Genomic DNA, 19,838 nt, shown 5'->3' with positions numbered 1-19,838 from the left:
GCGTCCCCTAGGGGATTCGAACCCCTGTTACCGCCGTGAAAGGGCGGTGTCCTAGGCCTCTAGACGAAGGGGACAGAAATTTTGTCTTGCGGAGCATGCTTCGCTAAATTTCTGTAAGGCGATTCACGATTTATCGTGAGAGCGGCCTTATCCTAGGTTCGGAAGCAAGCTTCCGAGATTTTCAGTAAGGCGAATCGAGCCCGCGAGATGAGCGACCTTATTCTTCTTACTGACTTTCAAGTCCTGAAGCTGCTGGTTAAAACCAACAACTCCGGCCTAACTCACAGTTTCAATCGACTGTGACGCGATATAAATGGCGTCCCCTAGGGGATTCGAACCCCTGTTACCGCCGTGAAAGGGCGGTGTCCTAGGCCTCTAGACGAAGGGGACAGAAATTTTGTCTTGCGAAGCATGCTTCGCTAAATTTCTGTAAGGCGATTCACGATTTATCGTGAGCGGCCTTATCCTAGGTTCGGAAGCAAGCTTCCGAGATTTTCAGTAAGGCAAGGTGAGCCTGCGAACCGCGCGACCTTATTGCTTTACTGACTTTCAAGTCCTGAAGATGTTTAGGTGTAACTCACTGATGCAAGCTACAAACAACGACTTCGGCCTATCTCACAGTTTCAATCGACTGTGACGCGATTTAAATGGCGTCCCCTAGGGGATTCGAACCCCTGTTACCGCCGTGAAAGGGCGGTGTCCTAGGCCTCTAGACGAAGGGGACTGAAATTTTGCTCAGCGAAGCATGCTTCGCTAAATTTCAGTAAAGGCAAGGTGAGCCTGCGAACCGCGCGACCTTATTGCTTTACTGACTTTCAAGTCCTGAAGATGTTTAAATGTAACTCACTGATACAAGCTACAAACAACAACTCCGGCCTATTTCACAGTATTAACCGACTGTGACGCGATACAAATGGCGTCCCCTAGGGGATTCGAACCCCTGTTACCGCCGTGAAAGGGCGGTGTCCTAGGCCTCTAGACGAAGGGGACTGAAAATCTGTTTCGAAAGCAAGCTTTCGAGATTTTCAGTAAGGCGAATCGAGCCCGCGAGATGAGCGACCTTATTGCCTTACCTAAGAACTTACCGGAAAATACATTTCCGACTACTGTAAATTCTTTAAGAATTTGGTGGAGCCAGGCGGGATCGAACCGCCGACCTCCTGCATGCCATGCAGGCGCTCTCCCAGCTGAGCTATGGCCCCGTACTTGGAATGGTCACTGTATTTCGTGTGACTGTTCCGTGACAGCGGGGCGCATTCTAGGCATACCCCACTGCCCTGTCAACGGTTTTTTTAGGAATTTTCCCTGTTTGCTATAAAAGTAAGCGCTTTGTTTATTCTCTCTTCAATTTTGGCTTTTGAGAGCAAATTCAACGTTACATCCAGCGACGGAGAGTTACCACTTCCGGTTGCTGCAACACGTAAAGGCATACCGACTTTACCCATTCCCACACCCAGCGATTCTGCCGCCGCATTAATAGCAGCACCGATATTTTCCGGATCCCATTCTTCAATAGCCAGCAGTTTCTCTTTAACCACCTCGAGAGGCTCTTTGGCAACAGGTCGCAGATGCTTTTTCGCAGCATTTGCATCGAAGTCTTCAAAATCCACATAGAAGTATGTACTGATTTCCGCCAGCTCTTTAAGTGTTTTGACACGATCAGCCTGAATGGCAATCACCGATTCCAATGCCGGTCCGGCAGCCAAATCGATATTCATCTCATCAAAATGCCATTTCAGACGTGAAGCAACCTCACTGGCCGGCAAAGTTTTCATGTAGTGTTGATTCAGCCATACCAATTTTTCAGTATTAAAAGCAGAAGCAGACTGACCAATGGCATCCAGATCGAAATACTCAATCATTTCTTTCAGTGAGAAGATTTCCTGATCCCCGTGGGACCAACCCAGACGAACCAGGTAGTTAAGTACCGCCTGCGGCAGATAACCATCATCGCGATACTGCATTACACTCACAGCACCATGACGCTTAGAAAGCTTCTTGCCATCATCACCAAGAATCATAGATACGTGAGCATATTCAGGTACCGGCGCACCCAGCGCTTCCAGGATATTAATCTGACGTGGCGTGTTATTAATGTGGTCTTCGCCACGCACTACGTGAGTAATCCCCATATCCCAGTCATCCACTACAACACAGAAGTTATAAGTAGGCGAACCGTCAGAACGTTGAATGATCAGATCATCCAGCTCTTTATTACTGATTTCGATTTTGCCACGGATATGGTCGTTAATGACTACCGTGCCTTCCTGCGGGTTTTTGAAACGGATAACAAAAGGCTGACCTTCCGGATGGTCAGTACGGTCACGCCATGTACCGGGATAACGGGGCTTCTCGCCGTTTTCTTTTTGCTTTTCACGAATCGCGTCCAGTTCTTCTGAACTCATGAAGCACTTATAAGCTTTACCTTCATCCAACATTTGCTGGATCAGCGCTTTATAACGGTCAAATCGCTCAGTTTGGTAATAAGGACCTTTATCCCAGGTTAAACCCAACCATTGCATACCATCGAGAATAGCTTGCTTTGCATCATCAGTAGAACGCTCTAAATCTGTATCTTCTATACGAAGTACAAATTCCCCGCCCTTGCTTTTCGCATATAGCCAGGAATAAAGAGCGGTACGGGCACCACCTACGTGAAGATAGCCGGTAGGGCTGGGAGCAAATCGCGTTACGACAGACATGTAGTTTCTCTATCTTTAAATGGAAGTAAAAATTGCGTGCATTCTACCAGCCAATCCGGCGCGGCAAAAGCCAGCTATCGTGCCATTATTTAATATCAGCGGTTAACTGCAAAATAATGGACGGGATTTTCACTTTGTGCTTAAAATTCCGCCACCCACCGGACAGAGAAACATCAGCACCCTGCTAATTGATCGGAATTCAATCAGGCAGTCATTTTTCCGTAATTTTGTTGTTGACACCATCGAATGCAACCCTATAATACCGCCCCACTTGTCCAGCACGGACAGGTAACAAACAGCGGACGCTTAGCTCAGTTGGGAGAGCATCGCCCTTACAAGGCGAGGGTCACTGGTTCAAGTCCAGTAGCGTCCACCACTTCTAACGTGGACCTGTTTGAAAAGAAAGAGGACGCTTAGCTCAGTTGGGAGAGCATCGCCCTTACAAGGCGAGGGTCACTGGTTCAAGTCCAGTAGCGTCCACCAATTTTCTTTGGATTTGGTACGGCGAGGGTCACTGGCTCAACAACTTCGTTGCGAGTCACAGTAGCGTCCACCAATTCTTCCATTTGTTGCAGCAATAAATTCGGACGCTTAGCTCAGTTGGGAGAGCATCGCCCTTACAAGGCGAGGGTCACTGGTTCAAGTCCAGTAGCGTCCACCACTTTCTTTTCAGATTCCTTGTTTCATTTATATATCAAGCAACGTGTCCATTCACTGGCTCAACAACTTCGTTACGTGCACTCTTTTTAAAAAAACCAACTAGCCTCCTTTCAAGCAATCATTTCATACCCCAGTTCCATGACAAAAAACCTATTTAATTTCACTTCCTGCATGTATTGACATTTATCATTCCAGGATTTTTTAATCAGTGATTTTATTAACGTGACGAACGACGCATTCAAAAATTATTCGCAACATAAAATCGCTGAAATTCATTGGGGAATGCTTGCGCGGTACCTCACTGTAAATAAGAAGGAAAATACATTGACTCAAACTCATTTTAAGCAGAAAGCAACAAAGGCTGAACAAGGGTCGAGCTTTTCTACAGTGACTGACAAAATTCAGCCGAATATCACAATGCCAACATTTCCTTCAGATAGCGCTCTTAAGGAGCAATATGCGTTATCAGACTCGCGCTTTGAAACTCTGGCCGGAGAGCCGGTACACTTTGTAGATGAAGGCCAGGGCCCTGCAATTTTGCTGTTACACGGTTCATACGCCAGTTTGCGTCAATGGGATGCCTGGGCTTGCAAGCTCAAGAATCAATACCGAGTTGTACGTTACGACAAATCGCCTGCGGGCTTGTCTGGCCCGAATCCGGAAGGGGATTATACCACACAGCAACAAATCAACGTCATCGACGCACTGATGGATAAGCTGGATATCGAACGTTTTGTTATCGTAGCAACGTCAAGCGCAGGCGTTACTGCAGCAGCCTACGCTGCAGAAAAGCCCGAGCGGATTAACGGATTAATACTGGGCAATATTGCAGCAGGCCCGGTTAACATGGATTACGCCTCATTTCCGCAGTCCTTAATTGAGGTGCTTGAAACGGATCAGCAACATCCAGACTGGCACTCAAAAGATTACTGGCGTGAGATCCTGCTTGTTAATGTAGAAAACAAGTCGAATGTCACGCCTGAACTCGTGGAGCAATGGACCTATCTCAACCATCGAATGATGCGTGCTCCCGCGATTACTAAGCAGGTGGCCGATGGCACTGATATGAACCGTACGCCGGATGATTTAAAGCAGATCACGGTACCAACGTTACTTTTATGGTCAGAGAATGATCATGAGACTTCACTCGAAGAGCACGGTATGGCCGCATTCGGGTATCTCAAGTCGCCAGACAAAGAATTGCTGGTCGTGCAGGACTGTGGTCATATGATTTTACTCGACCGTCCTGACGAGTCACTCGATAACGCACTTCCGTTTATTCAAAGAGTATGCAATGGTGGTGCATAATATACTTGGGTACCTTCTTACAACAAACGTTGTTGTTGGTGAACTATTTAACAGCATGCCAAATAAATCGTTTACCCCCAGTCCTAATCAGGTTAAATGAGTGCGTAAACAACCTCGACTTACGCACTTAACTACGTTTATTTAAAAAATCGAATCAGTCCTGAGCCGGAGGTAGGTCTCTGGCAATTCGGAGACCAAGGTGAGAATTTCTTGCATCGGGCGGATCGCCAATTCGTTGAGCAACCCTAACCGACCAGGCCAGTAAGCTCCATCCTCCGCCACGCACATTGCGGCTCTCGCAAGAACCCGTGAGCCAGGCAGAGCCGTCAGTCGGGGCACCCTCGTAATTTTCGTGATAGCAGTCTATCGTCCATTCTGCAACGTTGCCTGTTACGTCGTGCAAACCGAATCCGTTGGGTGCATAGCTACCCACACGTGCTGTACGGTCAAGTACATAGCCTGCATTAGCATCATCAGCTGTTAGGCGATTACCAAAGGGATACCATGTTTGAGTACCACCACGAGCGGCATACGCCCACTCCGCTTCGCTGGGTAAGCGATAGTGTTCACCGGTTTTTTCACTAAGCCATGTCACATAGTTTTGTGCATCATTAAAGTTCACATTGATAACCGGTTGCTGGCCGCGGCCCCACCCTTCATCGTCTGGACGGTACCCATTGCAGCCGCCATCTGCAACGCAGGCGTCCCATTGTTCAAATGTCACCTCGTAGCGGGACAGGGCGAAACTATACTCGATGGACACCTTATGACGTGGCTCTTCCATGGTGTCAAACATTGATATAACGCCCAGCGTACGGCGCTCCTCTTCGGTGGAGCCCATAATAAAGTTACCCGGTCCGATAACAACCATCTCCGGGCAATCTCTGCAATCAGTAAAAGCAGAGCCAGCCCGGGTAGAGGGATATACCGGTGGTGGTGCCGTTTCTTTGGCCAAATCACTGGTTTCTATCTGATTCGCAGGTATCCGCACGGCAGTCTGGACACGTGCGTTTTTTTCTGCACTCGCTGATTCGACATTTTCATCAGAAAATGTAGGCTGAGTAGAGCTGCAAATGACTAAAGCAAACCCACAGCATTTAATAAATCTCATCTGTGATTTTCGTTTCATTTATTCCCCTGTATTTATCTTGAGCCCACGCGCTTATGGCGACATATTGCAGACATAAACACTCCTGTTTCGCAAGGACTTCGGGCACGTCTTCAACTCTCTCTATACAATCATCAATAAGAGAGTTCCGACCTGATAAATGTCAGGGTTCCAAAGACCTGTTGAATTTTGCCGGGCGGATCTAGTATAAACTTGAGATACAAGGGCTGTCAGGTCGAAGCTCAGCGTTGGTAGAAACCCAACTCGCCATTTTTATGTAACCTGTTTTTAAGGGTATCCATGGCGATAGTTTGGTTAGAGCCATCTACCCCGCCATAAACATGTAAAAATTCGGTCGCTATTTTCAACGCTGCATGTAACTGTGTGCTCTGATGAGATAATTCAGGCGCAGGCTCACAAATGGCTCCTCCAAAACAATGATCCACTTCATCGAGCACTAACGCATACGTCTCCGCCCCAGGTTCACAGGCATTAAATGCAGCTAAATGATCCCGCCATTGATCTGGCTCGGTTTGCATACCCGGGACGATATCTTTCGTGCCTGTTTGAATCAACGCTGGCACGCTGAGCTTTGCATAGTCTTCCATACTCACAAAATTGGGGAGCGCTGGAGGCGGGGAAAACGCCAATACGGCTCTGGTGCCGGGTTGACACATCGATACGGTCAATCCTTGAGGACGCAACGCCGTCACGCCTCCCAGACAAAGTGCTGTTAGCGCTCCGTAACTATGGCCTGCAGCCACAAATTCTTTCACTGAAAAATGTTCGATACAGTGATGTAAATCTTCAATCCGGGTTTGCCAGATGTGCAGCGGATCAAACGTACCATGTTGAGGGTGATTTTTAGAATCTGTGTGTAGCGGAGCAATAATCTCAAATCCACTTGAGGCCAACGGCCCGAGTAACTTGTGGTAATGGAATGGAGACGATTCAAAACCATGAGAGAATATTAATGTTGGTGCACCAGGATTATCTGCTTGCCAATGATAAATGTCTGTTTCGCGGCCATCCAAGTGATTTAAAGTAACAAGCTTCGGAGTCATTATATTTTCTTATTTTTCTGTTATTTAAAGTGTTTTTAAACTAAACCAAGTGTCATTCTTTTTCTACCCCAAAGGAGGCTTCATGCTGACTGACAATAAAAATAAACATTTTTCGCCAAACTATGAGGGACAAGTTGTACTGATCACAGGGGCTGGCCTGGGCATTGGCAGGGCAACCGCCATTCGTTTCGCGGAGCAAGGCGCTAAAGTGGTCATGGTGGATAAATCGACAACGCATTTACAGGAAACCGCGCAGATACTGGACACCCTTAGCGCCGCTTTTTTAGCCATTGAAGCGGATCTCACCGAAGAAAGTCAGGTCGAAAACGCCTTTTCTAAAGCCGTCGGTGAGTTTGGTGACATTTCGGTATTAATCAATAATGTCGGTGGTGGTCGCAGTGGCCGGATTTGGGATCTTTCTGTGGAAGACTGGGATTTCACAATGGCCCTCAGTCTGCGCTCAATGTTTTTGTGTACGAGGGCGGCAGTACCAGCAATGATGAAAAATAAGTACGGCAGAATTGTGTGCCTCTCTTCGGGTGCGCGTAATGGTACTGTGTGGAATGCCTTTCATACCGGTGCCTGCGCCTATTCTACTGCGAAAGCGGGCGTACAAGGCTTTATACGTGATCTGGCTATTGAACTTGCCGATGAAGGGATAACGATTAACGGCGTGGCTCCGGGACCGATTGATACCGAACTGGCTGGGCCATACCTGCGCAATATGCACCAACAAGGCTTGACCTACGACCCGATAAAAATGACGCCGATGCACAGGCTGGGCACACCAACAGAAGTCGCTGATGCCATTTTATTTTTAGCCTCAAACCAGGCAAGCTACATTACCGGTGCCATGTTAGACGTCACTGGCGGCCGTTGATAGCAGCAATGATCTGTTGCAAAGAAGAGAAACATTGAATATTGCGTACTACCAACCCTGGCAGTAATGTGAAAACAGAGGGCAAAGCCCTCTGAGTCAGCAATCAGTGTAACACCACAGCAATCATTGCTATAAAGGCGGATCGATTGCACTGGCACTGTTTGCACGAACGCAAGAACGTACTTTGTCTAGTGTATCAATGAGTCTTTTTGCATCCCGGCCTGTTGGGCACATATTGGGTTGCTTGTAACAAGCTTTAGCAAATTCTTCTAACTGGTTCTCAAAGAAAGAAGACAGGTCACGTTTGCCCATCGAGTGAGGATCACTGACCCGGCCCGGAGGGGGCTCAACAAGTACCTTGCCATTCCAATATAACCACTCTCCATCGTGAATCTCAGCAATGCCCTGGTCAAAAAACAAGGTTTTTCTGTCCAGCACATAGGGTTGATTATAACTAATATGGACACTCGCTATGCGACGGTTTGGATAGGAAAATATCATCATCGCTTCGTCTTCACCTTGCCAACCTGATTGGTGTCGGGCCGCTTCAGCATGGAGCGAAGTAGGCTCATCATCACCCATGACTAACTGAACAAAATCCAGTGAATGTGGCGCAAACATGGACAAAATCAGGCCTTCTTCGGGACTTCTTGCTGCCCACCAGGGGGCTTGAGGGCCGTCCCAGAAGACACATTGTGTCACCTCCACTGACAATAATTTCCCGAAATCAGACATGCGCTTCATCAGTTCACGTGTCGCATCTCCATGACGGAAAGTATGCCCTGCAGCAAGGACTAATCCCGCTTCTTCTGCGGCTTGATGAAGTACTTGCGCCTGCTCGCTGGTTTCAGCAAGGGGCTTTTCAATCAGCACATGCTTCTTCGCCTGAATCGCCTTGAGGGCTTGTTCAAAATGGCACTTATTGGGACTGGCAATCAGCACGGCATCAACATCAGCCTCACGTAACAAATCGTCTATCTCTGTATAGGCGTGCGCACCATACTTTTCAGCAACGTGTTGTGCGGCCTCAAGTGTGACATCGCAGGTGGCTGATAAAGTAAACAACTCCGGACGGCTATCCATTGCTGATAGATGAGCCTGACTAATCCGGCCGCAGCCGACGAGCGCGAGTTTTATAGGGGTTTGGGGCGTACAGCTAGACATGCTTTACCTCCTGAGTAGCAAGGCTTGCAGACTCTTCATCAGGCAACCAGAACAGTATAATGATGGCCGCCAGAATTTTCGCAACGCCCGGTATAATGGCGTAAGTTAATATGATACCGCTTATAGCGTCATCACTTTGTGGTAAGCCTTGCTTGGCGAGGGTTGCACTAAATCCAGTAAAACTAAGCAGTGTACCAACAATAAGGGATCCCCCTGCAGCAATCCCCGCTTTTTCAATAATTGACCATACCGCAGAGTAAACGCCGGCCCGGTTTTCCCCGCGTTCTTCTCGCGAGCGAGCAATGGTATCTGATAGTAACGACAAGATAATTAACCCCCAGCCAGAGTTAAATATCGCCATTAGAGCGCTCAATATGTAGTCAACCCATACTGGACTTCCCGCGAGCCAACCCCAGAGGCATAACACCACGCCGTGCATAGCAGCCGCAAAAACAAAGGTATTCTTCTTACCAATCTTCTGAGCGACCCAGACCCACAATGGCGAGCCAAACATGACCGCAAATCCCATCACCGTGGTCATTATACCAATTTGCACAAAAGGATCGGCCCGGCCTAATCCGTACGTAACAAAGAATGCAAAGCTGGCGTAAGCTGTTCCAGCGGCCAGGGTCATTACAATGGCTGTGGCACAAAGCACCACAAAGCCCCGATCTTTAAATACTTTGGGAAATTCCCTCAGTGGTAATGGTTGAGCAGTATGTTGGCGATCGGGAATTCTTCCCGCAAAATACCAGGAGATAATCAGACTCAGTGAACAAATGATCCCCACCAGAGATATTGACCAAAGATAGGCCTCGCGATCACCGCCTAAAAGGTGGATAAGGACAGGAATGCCTGCTGAGCCCGCGAGCAAACCCACACCGGTATATGCATGTTTCCAGGCCATCATTTCAGTCCGTTCTTGTTTGCTATCTGTCATTTCGGCAAATTGCGCTAAGAAAGGGACTGAGAATGTTGAGAACACGGCCATGTAGATACAAAACGCGGCAAATACCCAAATGGCCTGTGCGTTCGTATTCATTTCGGGTAATAGAAATGGTCCTAACATCGCCAACGGAGCGGCAATGGCACCGACCAACAACCAGTTCCGACGAGCAAATACGTTGGCAAATTTATCGGATGAAACGCCTACAATCAGATCGAAAAAGGCACCAAAAAACACTTTCGGGACAAAAATAGCAGCTCCTGCAACCGCAGGCTCTATACCCATCACATTCGAAAGGTAGAACAGTAGAAGTAAAGACGGGGCATCACGAAACAGCTGTCCGGCGATCTGCCCTAAGCTAAAGCCTGCCTTGGTAGTAATGGCTAATTGTGAACCCTGATGAGACGCGGGGGATGAATTCAATGTGAACTCCTTCGATGCCAGTTGGCATTGTAATTATGGTTGCGCTTAATTTTGATGTTTGTTGGCATCACGCTGACAGTCTCAGCGTGATACCGAGCACGGGATTATTCGTAGAATGAATATTTGAACTGAACCCCTATGGTACGAGGCTCCGGCAATCCCATTACAACACCTGAATATATCGAGAAGTAAGCAAAGGTAGGGGTAAACGCATAGTAGTCATACACAGAGGTATACTCGTCATTTTCAAACAAGTTGTTCACGTATGCCTGAATTTGTAGATCACCGATGTTAACACCCGCCCGGATGTTTACTTTACTAATATCATTGGTTTTCATGAAATTAGCCTGATTTGTCCACTGACCACTCTTGTAAATATAATCAGCGCGAAGGAAATAATCGTAGTCCGTGCCTATGGTATCCCGATATTCAACGCCCAGGTTGCCCGAATACTTAGATACTCCGGGTTGTTCATTACCAGAAAAATCGCGAGTGCCGGTAAGCAATGTAAGCGCTTCGTCCGAATATTCCTTAATATCAGACCCAGTGTAAGCTGCCGCGAGGTTAACTCTGATATTTTCGGTTGCGGCCCAATTGGATTCAAATTCCAGGCCATACAAATCCAGTGCACCGGCATTGGTTACACCTTCCAGGGCTGTTGCCATATCATTGCCTGGCTCAGTAAACACAAAATAGCCCTGGTTAATCTGCTTGCTCCATTGGGCGTAATATACTGCTGAGGCGTAGGTCAGTGAGCCTCCCAGCGCTGAGCCTTTTAAGCCAATCTCAAAGTTATCAACTTCTTCAGGTTCAACCACCAGAGTTATACCTACGCTAGCCGCTGTTTCCTGAGCATAATCTGACAATGCAGATAACCCTAAGTTAAACACTGCAGGGTTTATTCCTTTCGAATAGCTGGCGTACATAGTGGTATCCCGTGCTACCGAGTAGTCTAAAATGACGCGGGGTAAAAAGTTATCAAAGCTCTCTGAGGCTAGCTCCGCATCAACCACTGTATCAATCGCGGTGATGGTATCACGCTGAAATCGTCCTTCGACGCTGAGTGTAAGTTGGTCGGTAAATTCGTAGCTGGTACCAAAAAACGCGCCTATCGTTTCTGCTTCGTTCCGACCGGTAGGCACAACTTGAGATGGTATAAAACTATTAATCACAGACGTTTGCGTCGCATCTTTGGTAGCATCCAGGTAACTCAAACCAAAGGTGCCTGAAAACGGACCGTCACCGTCATAGGTTACACGAAATTCCTGTGAAATATCTTCAATGTCGCGCTCAACCAGGAAGCCATAGTTAAAGGTATCAGACTCGTAGTGGTCGATATCGTTTAAAAGTATCCACTGCTCCCGGTTATAACCGGTTAGTGATGAAAGAATAAAGTCCCCCACTTCCCAATCTGCAACAAGATGAAAATGCTTGAATTTACGTGTCATGCCGTAATCATTAAGCATGCTGGTAGATGTGACACGGTTGGTTGAAATATTTGAGAGCACGTCTTTCAGTTCGGCCGGTGCCTGAGTATTGTATGCAAAGGGATCGGCCTTCACTACAGGCGAGCAAAAATACGGATTGCCATTGAGTTCACAGTTTGCTTGACCCTGCACTAATACATTACCTTCTGAATCGGTAATATCGTAGGCAGAAACAAAAGCAGAGGCTGCAGGACCATCTTCATCGGAGGAATAAAGACCAAAGGCTTTTATGCTCAAATCTTGGGTTGGGTTAGCTTCTATATAGAGGTTCACCATATCAGTGCTTTGATCTCCAAAGGTGCCTCCCCCTGTACCTGCATTTTTCCAGGCCCCCTCTTTATCATAGGTTTCGCCAGATAAACGAAAAGACAATTTGTCTTCAATGACAACGCCTTCTACATCACCGCGAAAACGCTTGAAGTTGTAGTTGCCGAAAATTGCTTCTACTGAGCCAGCCCATTCCTCGTTAGGCGACTTATTAACAATATTTAAAGCACCCGCAAAGGTGTTCCGGCCAAAGTAAGCACTTTGAGGACCACGCAGAATTTCGATACGCTCAGGACTACCTATAGATGAAATCGCAGTGGTAGATGATACCGGGACACCGTCAATGAACATCGATGCTGTTGCTGAAGAACCGCTGCTCGGTGAAAAACCACGAATACTTAAAGTCTGCACTGAACGGTCTGTTTTTCCTGAGGCACTATCAGAAATAACAAGCCCGGGTGTTTGGTCGGCGAGATCACTGACTTGCACAATACCTCGCTTTTCAACATCATCAGAGATCAGCGCCGTAACGGCAACCGGCACATCCTGGAGGCTTTCCGAGCGTTTCCTTGCGGTAACTTCGATGGTTTCAATAATCGGTTTTGCCCCCTTTTCATTGTCATCTTGTGCCTGGACCTGCAATGAGGTCGCGATAAGAAGCGCTAAAGCACTATATTGGTATGCTTTTGGATAGTGTCTTGTAGTCATAATATTTTCCTTCAATGCGAATTCGCTGCCTGGATGATCTTTCATGGACAAACCGGTCGGTTATATTTTGTGATTTGTGTTTGCCCGCTCCCTATATAAGCACCTTAAATTTCACTATGTCCTGACAAAAATCAGTTCCCCTTAGGTCGTAAATTTGAGCGGGTAAGTATGAGGAAATTTAGTTTTGGTTCGACTGCAGTAGAGAAAACGAATGGAGCTAAGGTAACCCGAATTTTCTACTACAAATCTATTTGATATATATCAATGTTGAAATGCGCATGAATAGACAAGATGACAGTTTCAGATGCCCATAAACTAATAGCAGATTCTATGTTGCAAGACTCCCACAAAGCATGGATGAGTAATATATGGTCCACAAAGCGCGTGAGAGGGGAAGTTGCACACTTTTAGTGCGTTCCATGTAACGAGCAGCGGCTATACGTTTTACAGCACCTGCAGTACAGTTTAGTCCTAATGCCTGCTTAATCAAAAGGTTGTAGGATTTTACGTATAGTCGATTCAGATACCACTTCGTATTTTTCCGGCTTATTACAATATTTGCCAAAATTGCATGCTAATTGCTTGCTATTAATTGTTGAAAAGATAGGCTTTCAGCATTTAGATGACGGAATTGTTATTAGAATGAGGTATTACTATGTTGTTACAGTGCGATTCTTTCGAGGAGCAGATTCCACGAGACCACTATGGTTTGCTAAAAGGTTTAAGTGCAGAGGAGATTAATCGGGTATCTGACAACTTCAAATTACGTAATCTTAAACGGAATCAGTATATTTGTTTACAACACTCAGTAAAAGACCGCGTATTTAATCTTGCTTCCGGCTGTGCAATCGTAGAACGAATTTCTAACGACGGTAGACGCCAAATACTGGCGTTTGTGTTTCCCGGCGATTTTTTTGGCCTGTCTAGTACTGAACATTACGAATATGGCATAAAGTGTCTGGTGGACTTATCGGTTTATGAAGCTAAGCGTAATCGTCTTTTTGAATTATCAGAACAAATGGATTCTCTTAAACTAAATTTAAAAAGCTTACTCGCTATGATTCAGCAGATGACATTTGACCAGGTTTATTTACTTGGGCAGCTAAGTGCGTACGAGCGCGTAGCCTATATGATCATTCATCTTCTTAAACGGATTCCTAACGCGACTCAGGAGTTGATAGAACTGCCTATGACGCGTGCTGATATAGCCGATTACCTGGGCTTAAATGTAGAAACAGTGAGCCGAACTTTAAGCCGGATAAAAAAAGACGGCATTATTGCGACTCCCGATTCTACGTCGATTAAAATTCTTGATCTACCAGCTTTAAGGGCTCTTGCAAATATTCTATAGTATGGTTTATGTATTACTGTCAACCCTATCTTAGATGAGCACTTCAGTGCTAACAGAATAAAGAGCATTCGTTATATCAGGAACAAACTCATCGCTTAAGCGGACAGTAACCTGAATTTTGACAGCTATACTTATCATCTCTAATGAATTACTCAGAATTGACAGCTTAGATGTTTGCTTTTTGCCTGAGCTCAATAGCGTCCACCACTTCCCTGTTAACTTTCCTATTCTCTTTGTATTTCAAACCGTGCTAAGGTGCTGATTAACTATTGCAGTTGATTTTCCTAATAGTTTTGCAGGATGCTGCCGATACAAAAACAGCACAATGTATTGCTATGGACAGGTAGTAACACGCACGATGAATATCAAGCTTGCCCGCGCTATTCGTGTTCTGATTGTAGATGATCAGATCCTGGCGAAGGGATATTTGAAATACACAATGGAAGAACTCGGGTTCCAGCAAATCAGTTATATTGATAAAGCTGACGAAGCCCTGCGCCTGATAAAAGAAGAAACCTTTGAACTTGTGGTGTGCGCGTATGATCTGCGGGAAGAAAAAGAAGGTTATTTTCTCTACGAACAACTCAAAGCCCACAAGATCCTGCCTCTGACCACCGCGTTCGTTTTTATTTCTTCAGACACTACTGCTGAGATTGTTCATTCAATCGTTGAACTGCAACCTGACGAATTTCTTGCCAAACCGTTCTCGGTAAAAGAGCTGGATAAACGCCTGAGTCGCGTACTGGTTCGCAAACAAGCACTCAAAGATGTTTATGCGTTAATGGACAAGGGGGATTTCGAAGGGGCACTTGACGAACTTGAGCGCTTTTTGACAGAACCCAAAAACGCTGAATTTTTCCCGCTAGCCCTGCGAACAAAGGGTGAATTACTCCTTTTATGCGAACACTTCGAAGAAGCCGCTGATTTTTATCAGGCCATCATCAATGTGCAGGATTTTACCTGGGCAAAACTGGGACTGGTTCGTTGCTACCTGCAACTGGATAAAGATGATGAAGCGGAAAAGCTTATCCTCAGGCTGGCATTTCAGCCGGATGCCATGCTCAGCGCCTACGATTTACTGGCGGCGTTGCAGATAAAGCAACAGGAGTTCGATGATGCGCTGGAATCTGTCACTCTGGCATCCTCAATCTCTCCCCGTAATGTGCACCGGCATAAACAGGCCGTGGATTTATCTAAGATCACCCATGATTTCCCTGCGCAATTTGACGCAGCAAGACGGGTGGTAAAATACGCTAAAAATTCTATTCACGACAAACCTGAAAATTACCTTAATGTGGCCCGCGCCGGCATTGATTTTGCCATGACCGCCGATGCAGCAGAGACAGGAAAACTTGTCAGGCAAACGCAGGACTTTATCCGTCAGATGAAAGAAGCGTTTCCGAAAGCGGAGGTCGACAGTGAACTCAAGGTCATTGATGCCAGGCTGTATTATCTTGAAGATGAAACCGATAAAGCCCGCATGCTGTTGAGTCAGTTACAAAATGCCGATATGAGCCATGAAAATACTGAAGGTCTGATGGACAGAGCAAAAGCTTTTCATGAGGTTGGCTTGCAGGAACATGCGCTGGCGATTCTGGATGAAGTTGAGCGCCGTTGTGTTACCGATGAAAGTCAAAGTGCGCTGTTTATGCATTACCTGAAGCAACAACAGCAGGAGAAGCGGGAGATTGCAGAAAGCCCGAAAGCGCTGAATAACACGGCTGTAAACTATTTCCGCGAAGGGGATGTGGCCAATGCGCTTATTGCCTTCCGCCAGGCATTTACGGTTATGCCAAAGAACCCGGCCATAGCGCTGAATCTGCTGCAAACCACCGCGTCTGAGCTCAGGGATAACCCTGCCAGGCAAACAGAAGATAATAAAAAATTAATTTTCAACTGCATGAAAACGCTGGAGTCGGCCACTCTGACAGATGAACAGGAACGCCGCTATCACCGGGTGAAAAGTAGTCTCAGCGGCCTTTAATCACCTGAGCAGTTGACGGTTTCTCAGCACACCGGTTTTGCTGGTAACAGTGTCTGCCGGTAAACCACGACTTCATCATTGAACACTGCATCAGAATAGAGATAACGGTACGAAAACGTCATACCCAGTTTTTCCATTACGTTTACTGATGCCTTGTTATCCGGCAGTGCAATGGCTGAAAACTGGTTTGTCCCGTTAACATATAACGCCTGTTTGACCTGTGCTGCGGCCTCGGTGGCAATCCCCTTTCCCCATGTTTTGCGGTGAAAGCGCCAGCCCAGCTCCTGATTATTATCATCCCTTTCACCGGTGAAAAATCCGAAAGGCCGCACCAGAATCCATCCCAGATCTTCCTGTGGTGACTCCAGAGCACTCACCCGCCAGAGCCCCCACCCTTTAAGTTCATCAGAAAACGCCCGGATCCGCGGAATAAACTGTTCCCGAATCGTCTCCATAGATGTTTTTTTACCGCCATTGATGTACTTCATCACGGCTTCATCCTGATCTACCGACCACAAAAACTCTGCGTCATCTGCGGTGACAAAATGAAAGGACAATCTTTTTGTATGAGGAATGTGCATGATTTGCTACCCGCGGACGGTAATCAGCCGCCCAACATCGCAAGATGTGACGTTGCTCCAGTATTACCATCCTGCAGATAATGCGTCGCGTGCTTCTGAGTCAGCAACTGCTGCAAGTGTGCCATTAATGCCTGCACATCCCCCTGCTGCAGATAAGGGCGGATATCAATGCCGTGCTCACTGAACAGGCACAGGTGTAACTTGCCGTTTGCAGCCACCCTGAGACGATTACAGCTGGCGCAGAAATCTTTGCTGTAAGGCATGATGAGCCCAATGCGGCCTGCGTAATCCGGATGATGAAACTCCTGCGCCGGACCAGCATCTTTGCTGCGCAATACCGGCATCCAGCCTTCATTAAGCAGCTGTTGCTTCAGCGGCCCGCCGGATAAGTGTTGTTGTGCAAAGAATTCAGGATGGTCACCGGTTTCCATTAACTCAATGAAACGTAAGGTAATTGGCGTGTCTTTCAACCAGTCTTTAAACTGCTGAAGTTGTTTACCTGCAAAATGTTTAAGATAAACAGAATTCACTTTCACAGTCATGCCGGTTTCGATGGCAGCACTGACGCCATCCAGCACCTGAGTTAATTTATTCTGTCCGGTAATGTCAGCAAACTGGCGGGGATCAAGACTGTCAATACTCACATTCACCTGATCAAGACCGGCATCACGCCATTTTTGTGCATCTCTGGCCAGGCGTCCGCCGTGGCTGGTGGTCGCCACTTTATTAATGCCGTCAGTGTTCTTACACAGTGCAATCACGTCGGTAAAATCCCGCCTCAGGCTGGGTTCACCACCGGTGATCCGGATTTTAGATGTGCCAAGACCGGCAAAGGCCTGTACCAGCGTATCTATCTCAGGCAGCGTAAGAAATGTGTCGTCAGAAGGCCCGTGGTATCCGTCAGGCAGGCAATACTGGCACTTAAAATTGCATGCTTCTGTTATGGATAAACGCAGATAATGAAACCGGCGACCAAAGTTGTCCTGTAACAAAAAGACACTCCCGCTTAGCATTGGCCCTGTAAAGACAGGAAAATGAAAGAAACAATTCAGATTAGCACTTTACCACGAAAGAACTATGTCGTCATGAACACAAAAAATGCGTTGAACGTGAAACTTTGAGCGCGCAACGCTTTGCGGTACTCTTATTTACATACAGTCGTACACCACATTTTCACGATGAGACCATCCCGATTTAATGTTTCACCGGACACACCGGTGCGCTGGCACGTGCTGAATCAGCTCTGGCCTTATTTACTTGAGTTTAAAAGCCGCGTTGCCATCGCGCTGGCCTGCCTGATTATGGCAAAGCTTGCAGCAATCGGTCTGCCCTATGTACTTAAATACACAGTCGATTCACTGAACACAAAAGATGCGGCCACCGGTCTGGTTGCCGTGCCTCTGGCATTAATTGTGGCATACGGTACGTTGAAATTGCTTAACGTGATCATCGGTGAAGTCAGAGACACACTGTTCGGACGGGTCACTGAAAGGGCCATGCGACGAATGGGGTTACGGGTTTTCAAACACTTGCATAACCTTGATTTGTCTTTCCATCTGAACCGTCAGACCGGCGGTTTGTCGCGGGATATAGAGCGTGGTACCAGCGGTATCAGCTTTCTGATGCGGTTTATGGTATTCAACATCGGCCCTACCCTGCTGGAAATTCTGATTGTAACCGGCCTGCTCTTTTTTCAGTATGGCCTTTCTTTTGCCACTATTATCCTTACCTCCGTCATTGCTTATGTAGCTTATTCCATGAAAGCAACAAACTGGCGAACGCGCTTTGTTCATGCCATGAACCAGGCAGATTCATCAACCCACTCAAGGGCGGTAGACAGCTTACTGAACTTTGAGACAGTGAAGTACTTCAGCAATGAGGCATATGAAGCCAACCGTTACGACAATAACCTTGCTGACTGGGAACAGGCCAGACGTAAAAACCGGTTATCGTTATTTGCTTTGAATGGCGGTCAGGCGTTCATCATCGCAGTGGCAATGACGGCCATGCTGGCAAACGCCGCTTACGGCGTCGCACGGGGCGACATGACCATCGGTGATTTTGTATTAATAAACGCATTTACCATGCAAATATTTATGCCCCTGAACTTTTTAGGGTTCGTTTACCGGGAGATCCGTGGTTCCATGGCAAACATAGACAATATGTTCGCCCTGCTGGATACCCGTTCTTCAGTGCAAGATGAAGACAATGCACCGCCACTGAACATCACCCGTGGCGAAATCTGTTTTGAGAATGTCAGTTTTTCTTACCGCGATGACAGGCCTATCCTCAAAAATATCAGTTTTACCATCAAGCCAGGTGAAAAGGTGGCCATTGTGGGTGCCAGTGGCGCCGGTAAATCGACGCTTGTCAAATTGCTTTTCCGCTTTTACGACACTAGATCGGGGCGCATATTGATTGACGGACAGGACATCCGGAAAGTGTCGCAGCAATCATTGAGAGAAAGGCTGGGCATTGTCCCCCAGGACACCGTGTTGTTTAACGATACGTTGCTGGAAAATATCCGCTACGGTAACCCGGATGCCAGTGAGGCGGATATCGAACAAGCCATTCGTACCGCCCATCTTGACAGTTTTATTGCTCAATTGCCTGAGAAGGGCGAAACCCGTGTGGGTGAGCGGGGATTAAAACTCTCCGGCGGGGAGAAGCAACGGGTAGCCATCGCCCGTGCAGTGCTGAAAAACCCGCCCGTACTGCTTTTCGATGAAGCCACTTCCTCTCTGGACAGCGGTGCTGAGCGTGCCATCATGGAGGCCCTGTCTGAGCTTGCTTCCGGACACACTACGATTATGATTGCACACCGGTTATCAACCATTACAGATGCAGGTAACATTCTTGTACTAAAACAGGGTGAACTGGCAGAACAGGGTACCCATCAGGAATTGCTGATGCAGCAAGGCGAATACGCCCGCCTGTGGACACTACAACAAAAACAGGAAGACTAATGGATCCGGCGTTCTTAAAAACCGCAGTTAACGCACAAATGCCCTTCGGCAAATATGCCGGCAGAAAACTGTTCTATCTGCCGGAACCTTATCTGGTGTGGTTTCACAAACAAGGCTTCCCGCAGGGAAAGCTTGGCGAACAACTGGCCCTGATGTACGAGATCAAATTAAACGGGCTGGAAGCTGTCGCTGAGCCCTTGCTTGAGGACTGACTGCAAAACCGGCGTCACGGAGTCTGT

The 19,838-nt window shown here is 47.1% G+C and carries 14 protein-coding genes and 8 tRNA genes; 9 read left to right on the top strand and 13 right to left on the bottom strand.

Features of this window, described 5'->3' with window-relative positions; translation table 11 throughout:
* Position 1 precedes the first annotated feature (1 nt).
* The 6 genes from ACXAGR_RS15355 to gltX form a co-directional block, all read right to left on the bottom strand.
* Positions 2-74 (bottom strand) — tRNA-Glu (locus tag ACXAGR_RS15355).
* A 240-nt stretch (positions 75-314) separates the two neighbouring features.
* Positions 315-390 (bottom strand) — tRNA-Glu (locus ACXAGR_RS15350).
* Between the two features lie 258 nt (positions 391-648).
* Positions 649-724, bottom strand: a tRNA-Glu gene (locus ACXAGR_RS15345).
* A gap of 190 nt (positions 725-914) precedes the next feature.
* Positions 915-990 (bottom strand) — tRNA-Glu (locus ACXAGR_RS15340).
* A 136-nt stretch (positions 991-1,126) separates the two neighbouring features.
* Positions 1,127-1,202 (bottom strand) — tRNA-Ala (locus tag ACXAGR_RS15335).
* A gap of 90 nt (positions 1,203-1,292) precedes the next feature.
* Complete coding sequence (gltX, locus tag ACXAGR_RS15330; RefSeq protein WP_474851163.1) at positions 1,293-2,702, bottom strand: glutamate--tRNA ligase; 1,410 nt, start codon at positions 2,700-2,702, stop codon at positions 1,293-1,295.
* A 300-nt stretch (positions 2,703-3,002) separates the two neighbouring features.
* Between gltX and ACXAGR_RS15325 the strand changes: the two genes are divergently transcribed.
* The 4 genes from ACXAGR_RS15325 to ACXAGR_RS15310 all read left to right on the top strand — a co-directional run bounded on the left by ACXAGR_RS15325 (position 3,003) and on the right by ACXAGR_RS15310 (position 4,670).
* A tRNA-Val gene (locus ACXAGR_RS15325) sits at positions 3,003-3,078 on the top strand.
* Positions 3,079-3,109: 31 nt separating this feature from the next.
* Positions 3,110-3,185: transfer RNA gene (locus ACXAGR_RS15320), tRNA-Val, on the top strand.
* A 102-nt stretch (positions 3,186-3,287) separates the two neighbouring features.
* Positions 3,288-3,363: transfer RNA gene (locus ACXAGR_RS15315), tRNA-Val, on the top strand.
* Between the two features lie 323 nt (positions 3,364-3,686).
* Positions 3,687-4,670 (top strand): alpha/beta fold hydrolase, encoded by a 984-nt coding sequence (locus ACXAGR_RS15310; protein ID WP_474851162.1) that lies wholly within the window; start codon positions 3,687-3,689, stop codon positions 4,668-4,670.
* A gap of 154 nt (positions 4,671-4,824) precedes the next feature.
* Here the strand turns inward: ACXAGR_RS15310 and ACXAGR_RS15305 are convergent, their stop codons facing one another.
* A complete protein-coding gene (locus ACXAGR_RS15305) occupies positions 4,825-5,799 on the bottom strand; it encodes a formylglycine-generating enzyme family protein (RefSeq protein ID WP_474851161.1) in 975 nt (324 codons plus the stop codon).
* 221 nt (positions 5,800-6,020) lie between these two features.
* Complete coding sequence (locus tag ACXAGR_RS15300) at positions 6,021-6,842, bottom strand: alpha/beta fold hydrolase (RefSeq protein ID WP_474851160.1); 822 nt, start codon at positions 6,840-6,842, stop codon at positions 6,021-6,023.
* A gap of 82 nt (positions 6,843-6,924) precedes the next feature.
* On the opposite strand from ACXAGR_RS15300, the gene ACXAGR_RS15295 reads away from it, so the two are divergent.
* A complete protein-coding gene (locus tag ACXAGR_RS15295) occupies positions 6,925-7,722 on the top strand; it encodes an SDR family NAD(P)-dependent oxidoreductase (protein ID WP_474851159.1) in 798 nt (265 codons plus the stop codon).
* Positions 7,723-7,851: 129 nt separating this feature from the next.
* Here the strand turns inward: ACXAGR_RS15295 and ACXAGR_RS15290 are convergent, their stop codons facing one another.
* The 3 genes from ACXAGR_RS15290 to ACXAGR_RS15280 form a co-directional block, all read right to left on the bottom strand.
* A complete protein-coding gene (locus ACXAGR_RS15290) occupies positions 7,852-8,886 on the bottom strand; it encodes a Gfo/Idh/MocA family protein (protein ID WP_474851158.1) in 1,035 nt (344 codons plus the stop codon).
* On the bottom strand, positions 8,879-10,255 hold the full coding sequence (locus ACXAGR_RS15285) for an MFS transporter (RefSeq protein WP_474851157.1): 1,377 nt from the start codon (positions 10,253-10,255) through the stop codon (positions 8,879-8,881). The genes ACXAGR_RS15290 and ACXAGR_RS15285 overlap by 8 nt, the downstream gene beginning before the upstream one ends.
* Before the next feature lie 104 nt (positions 10,256-10,359).
* Positions 10,360-12,717: a TonB-dependent receptor gene (locus tag ACXAGR_RS15280; protein WP_474851156.1), complete on the bottom strand. Its 2,358-nt coding sequence runs from the start codon at positions 12,715-12,717 to the stop codon at positions 10,360-10,362.
* Between the two features lie 655 nt (positions 12,718-13,372).
* Here ACXAGR_RS15280 and ACXAGR_RS15275 point away from each other — a divergent pair.
* Positions 13,373-14,068, top strand: coding sequence for a Crp/Fnr family transcriptional regulator (locus ACXAGR_RS15275; protein ID WP_474851155.1), 696 nt, complete (start codon positions 13,373-13,375; stop codon positions 14,066-14,068).
* A gap of 358 nt (positions 14,069-14,426) precedes the next feature.
* Entirely contained in the window at positions 14,427-16,052 is a 1,626-nt protein-coding gene (locus ACXAGR_RS15270) for a response regulator (RefSeq protein WP_474851154.1), read from the top strand.
* Positions 16,053-16,075: 23 nt separating this feature from the next.
* Here ACXAGR_RS15270 and ACXAGR_RS15265 read toward each other — a convergent pair whose 3' ends face one another.
* Positions 16,076-16,633: a GNAT family N-acetyltransferase gene (locus ACXAGR_RS15265; protein WP_474851153.1), complete on the bottom strand. Its 558-nt coding sequence runs from the start codon at positions 16,631-16,633 to the stop codon at positions 16,076-16,078.
* Between the two features lie 23 nt (positions 16,634-16,656).
* Positions 16,657-17,625 (bottom strand): GTP 3',8-cyclase MoaA, encoded by a 969-nt coding sequence (gene moaA / locus ACXAGR_RS15260; protein ID WP_474851152.1) that lies wholly within the window; start codon positions 17,623-17,625, stop codon positions 16,657-16,659.
* 186 nt (positions 17,626-17,811) lie between these two features.
* Between moaA and ACXAGR_RS15255 the strand changes: the two genes are divergently transcribed.
* On the top strand, positions 17,812-19,599 hold the full coding sequence (locus ACXAGR_RS15255) for an ABCB family ABC transporter ATP-binding protein/permease (protein ID WP_474851151.1): 1,788 nt from the start codon (positions 17,812-17,814) through the stop codon (positions 19,597-19,599).
* Positions 19,599-19,811: a DUF3820 family protein gene (locus ACXAGR_RS15250; protein ID WP_119500860.1), complete on the top strand. Its 213-nt coding sequence runs from the start codon at positions 19,599-19,601 to the stop codon at positions 19,809-19,811. The genes ACXAGR_RS15255 and ACXAGR_RS15250 overlap by 1 nt, the downstream gene beginning before the upstream one ends.
* Positions 19,812-19,838 lie beyond the last annotated feature (27 nt).

Source organism: Alteromonas sp. ABH4_457 (assembly GCF_056160625.1).
This window is presented reverse-complemented; position numbering and strand designations above follow the sequence as displayed.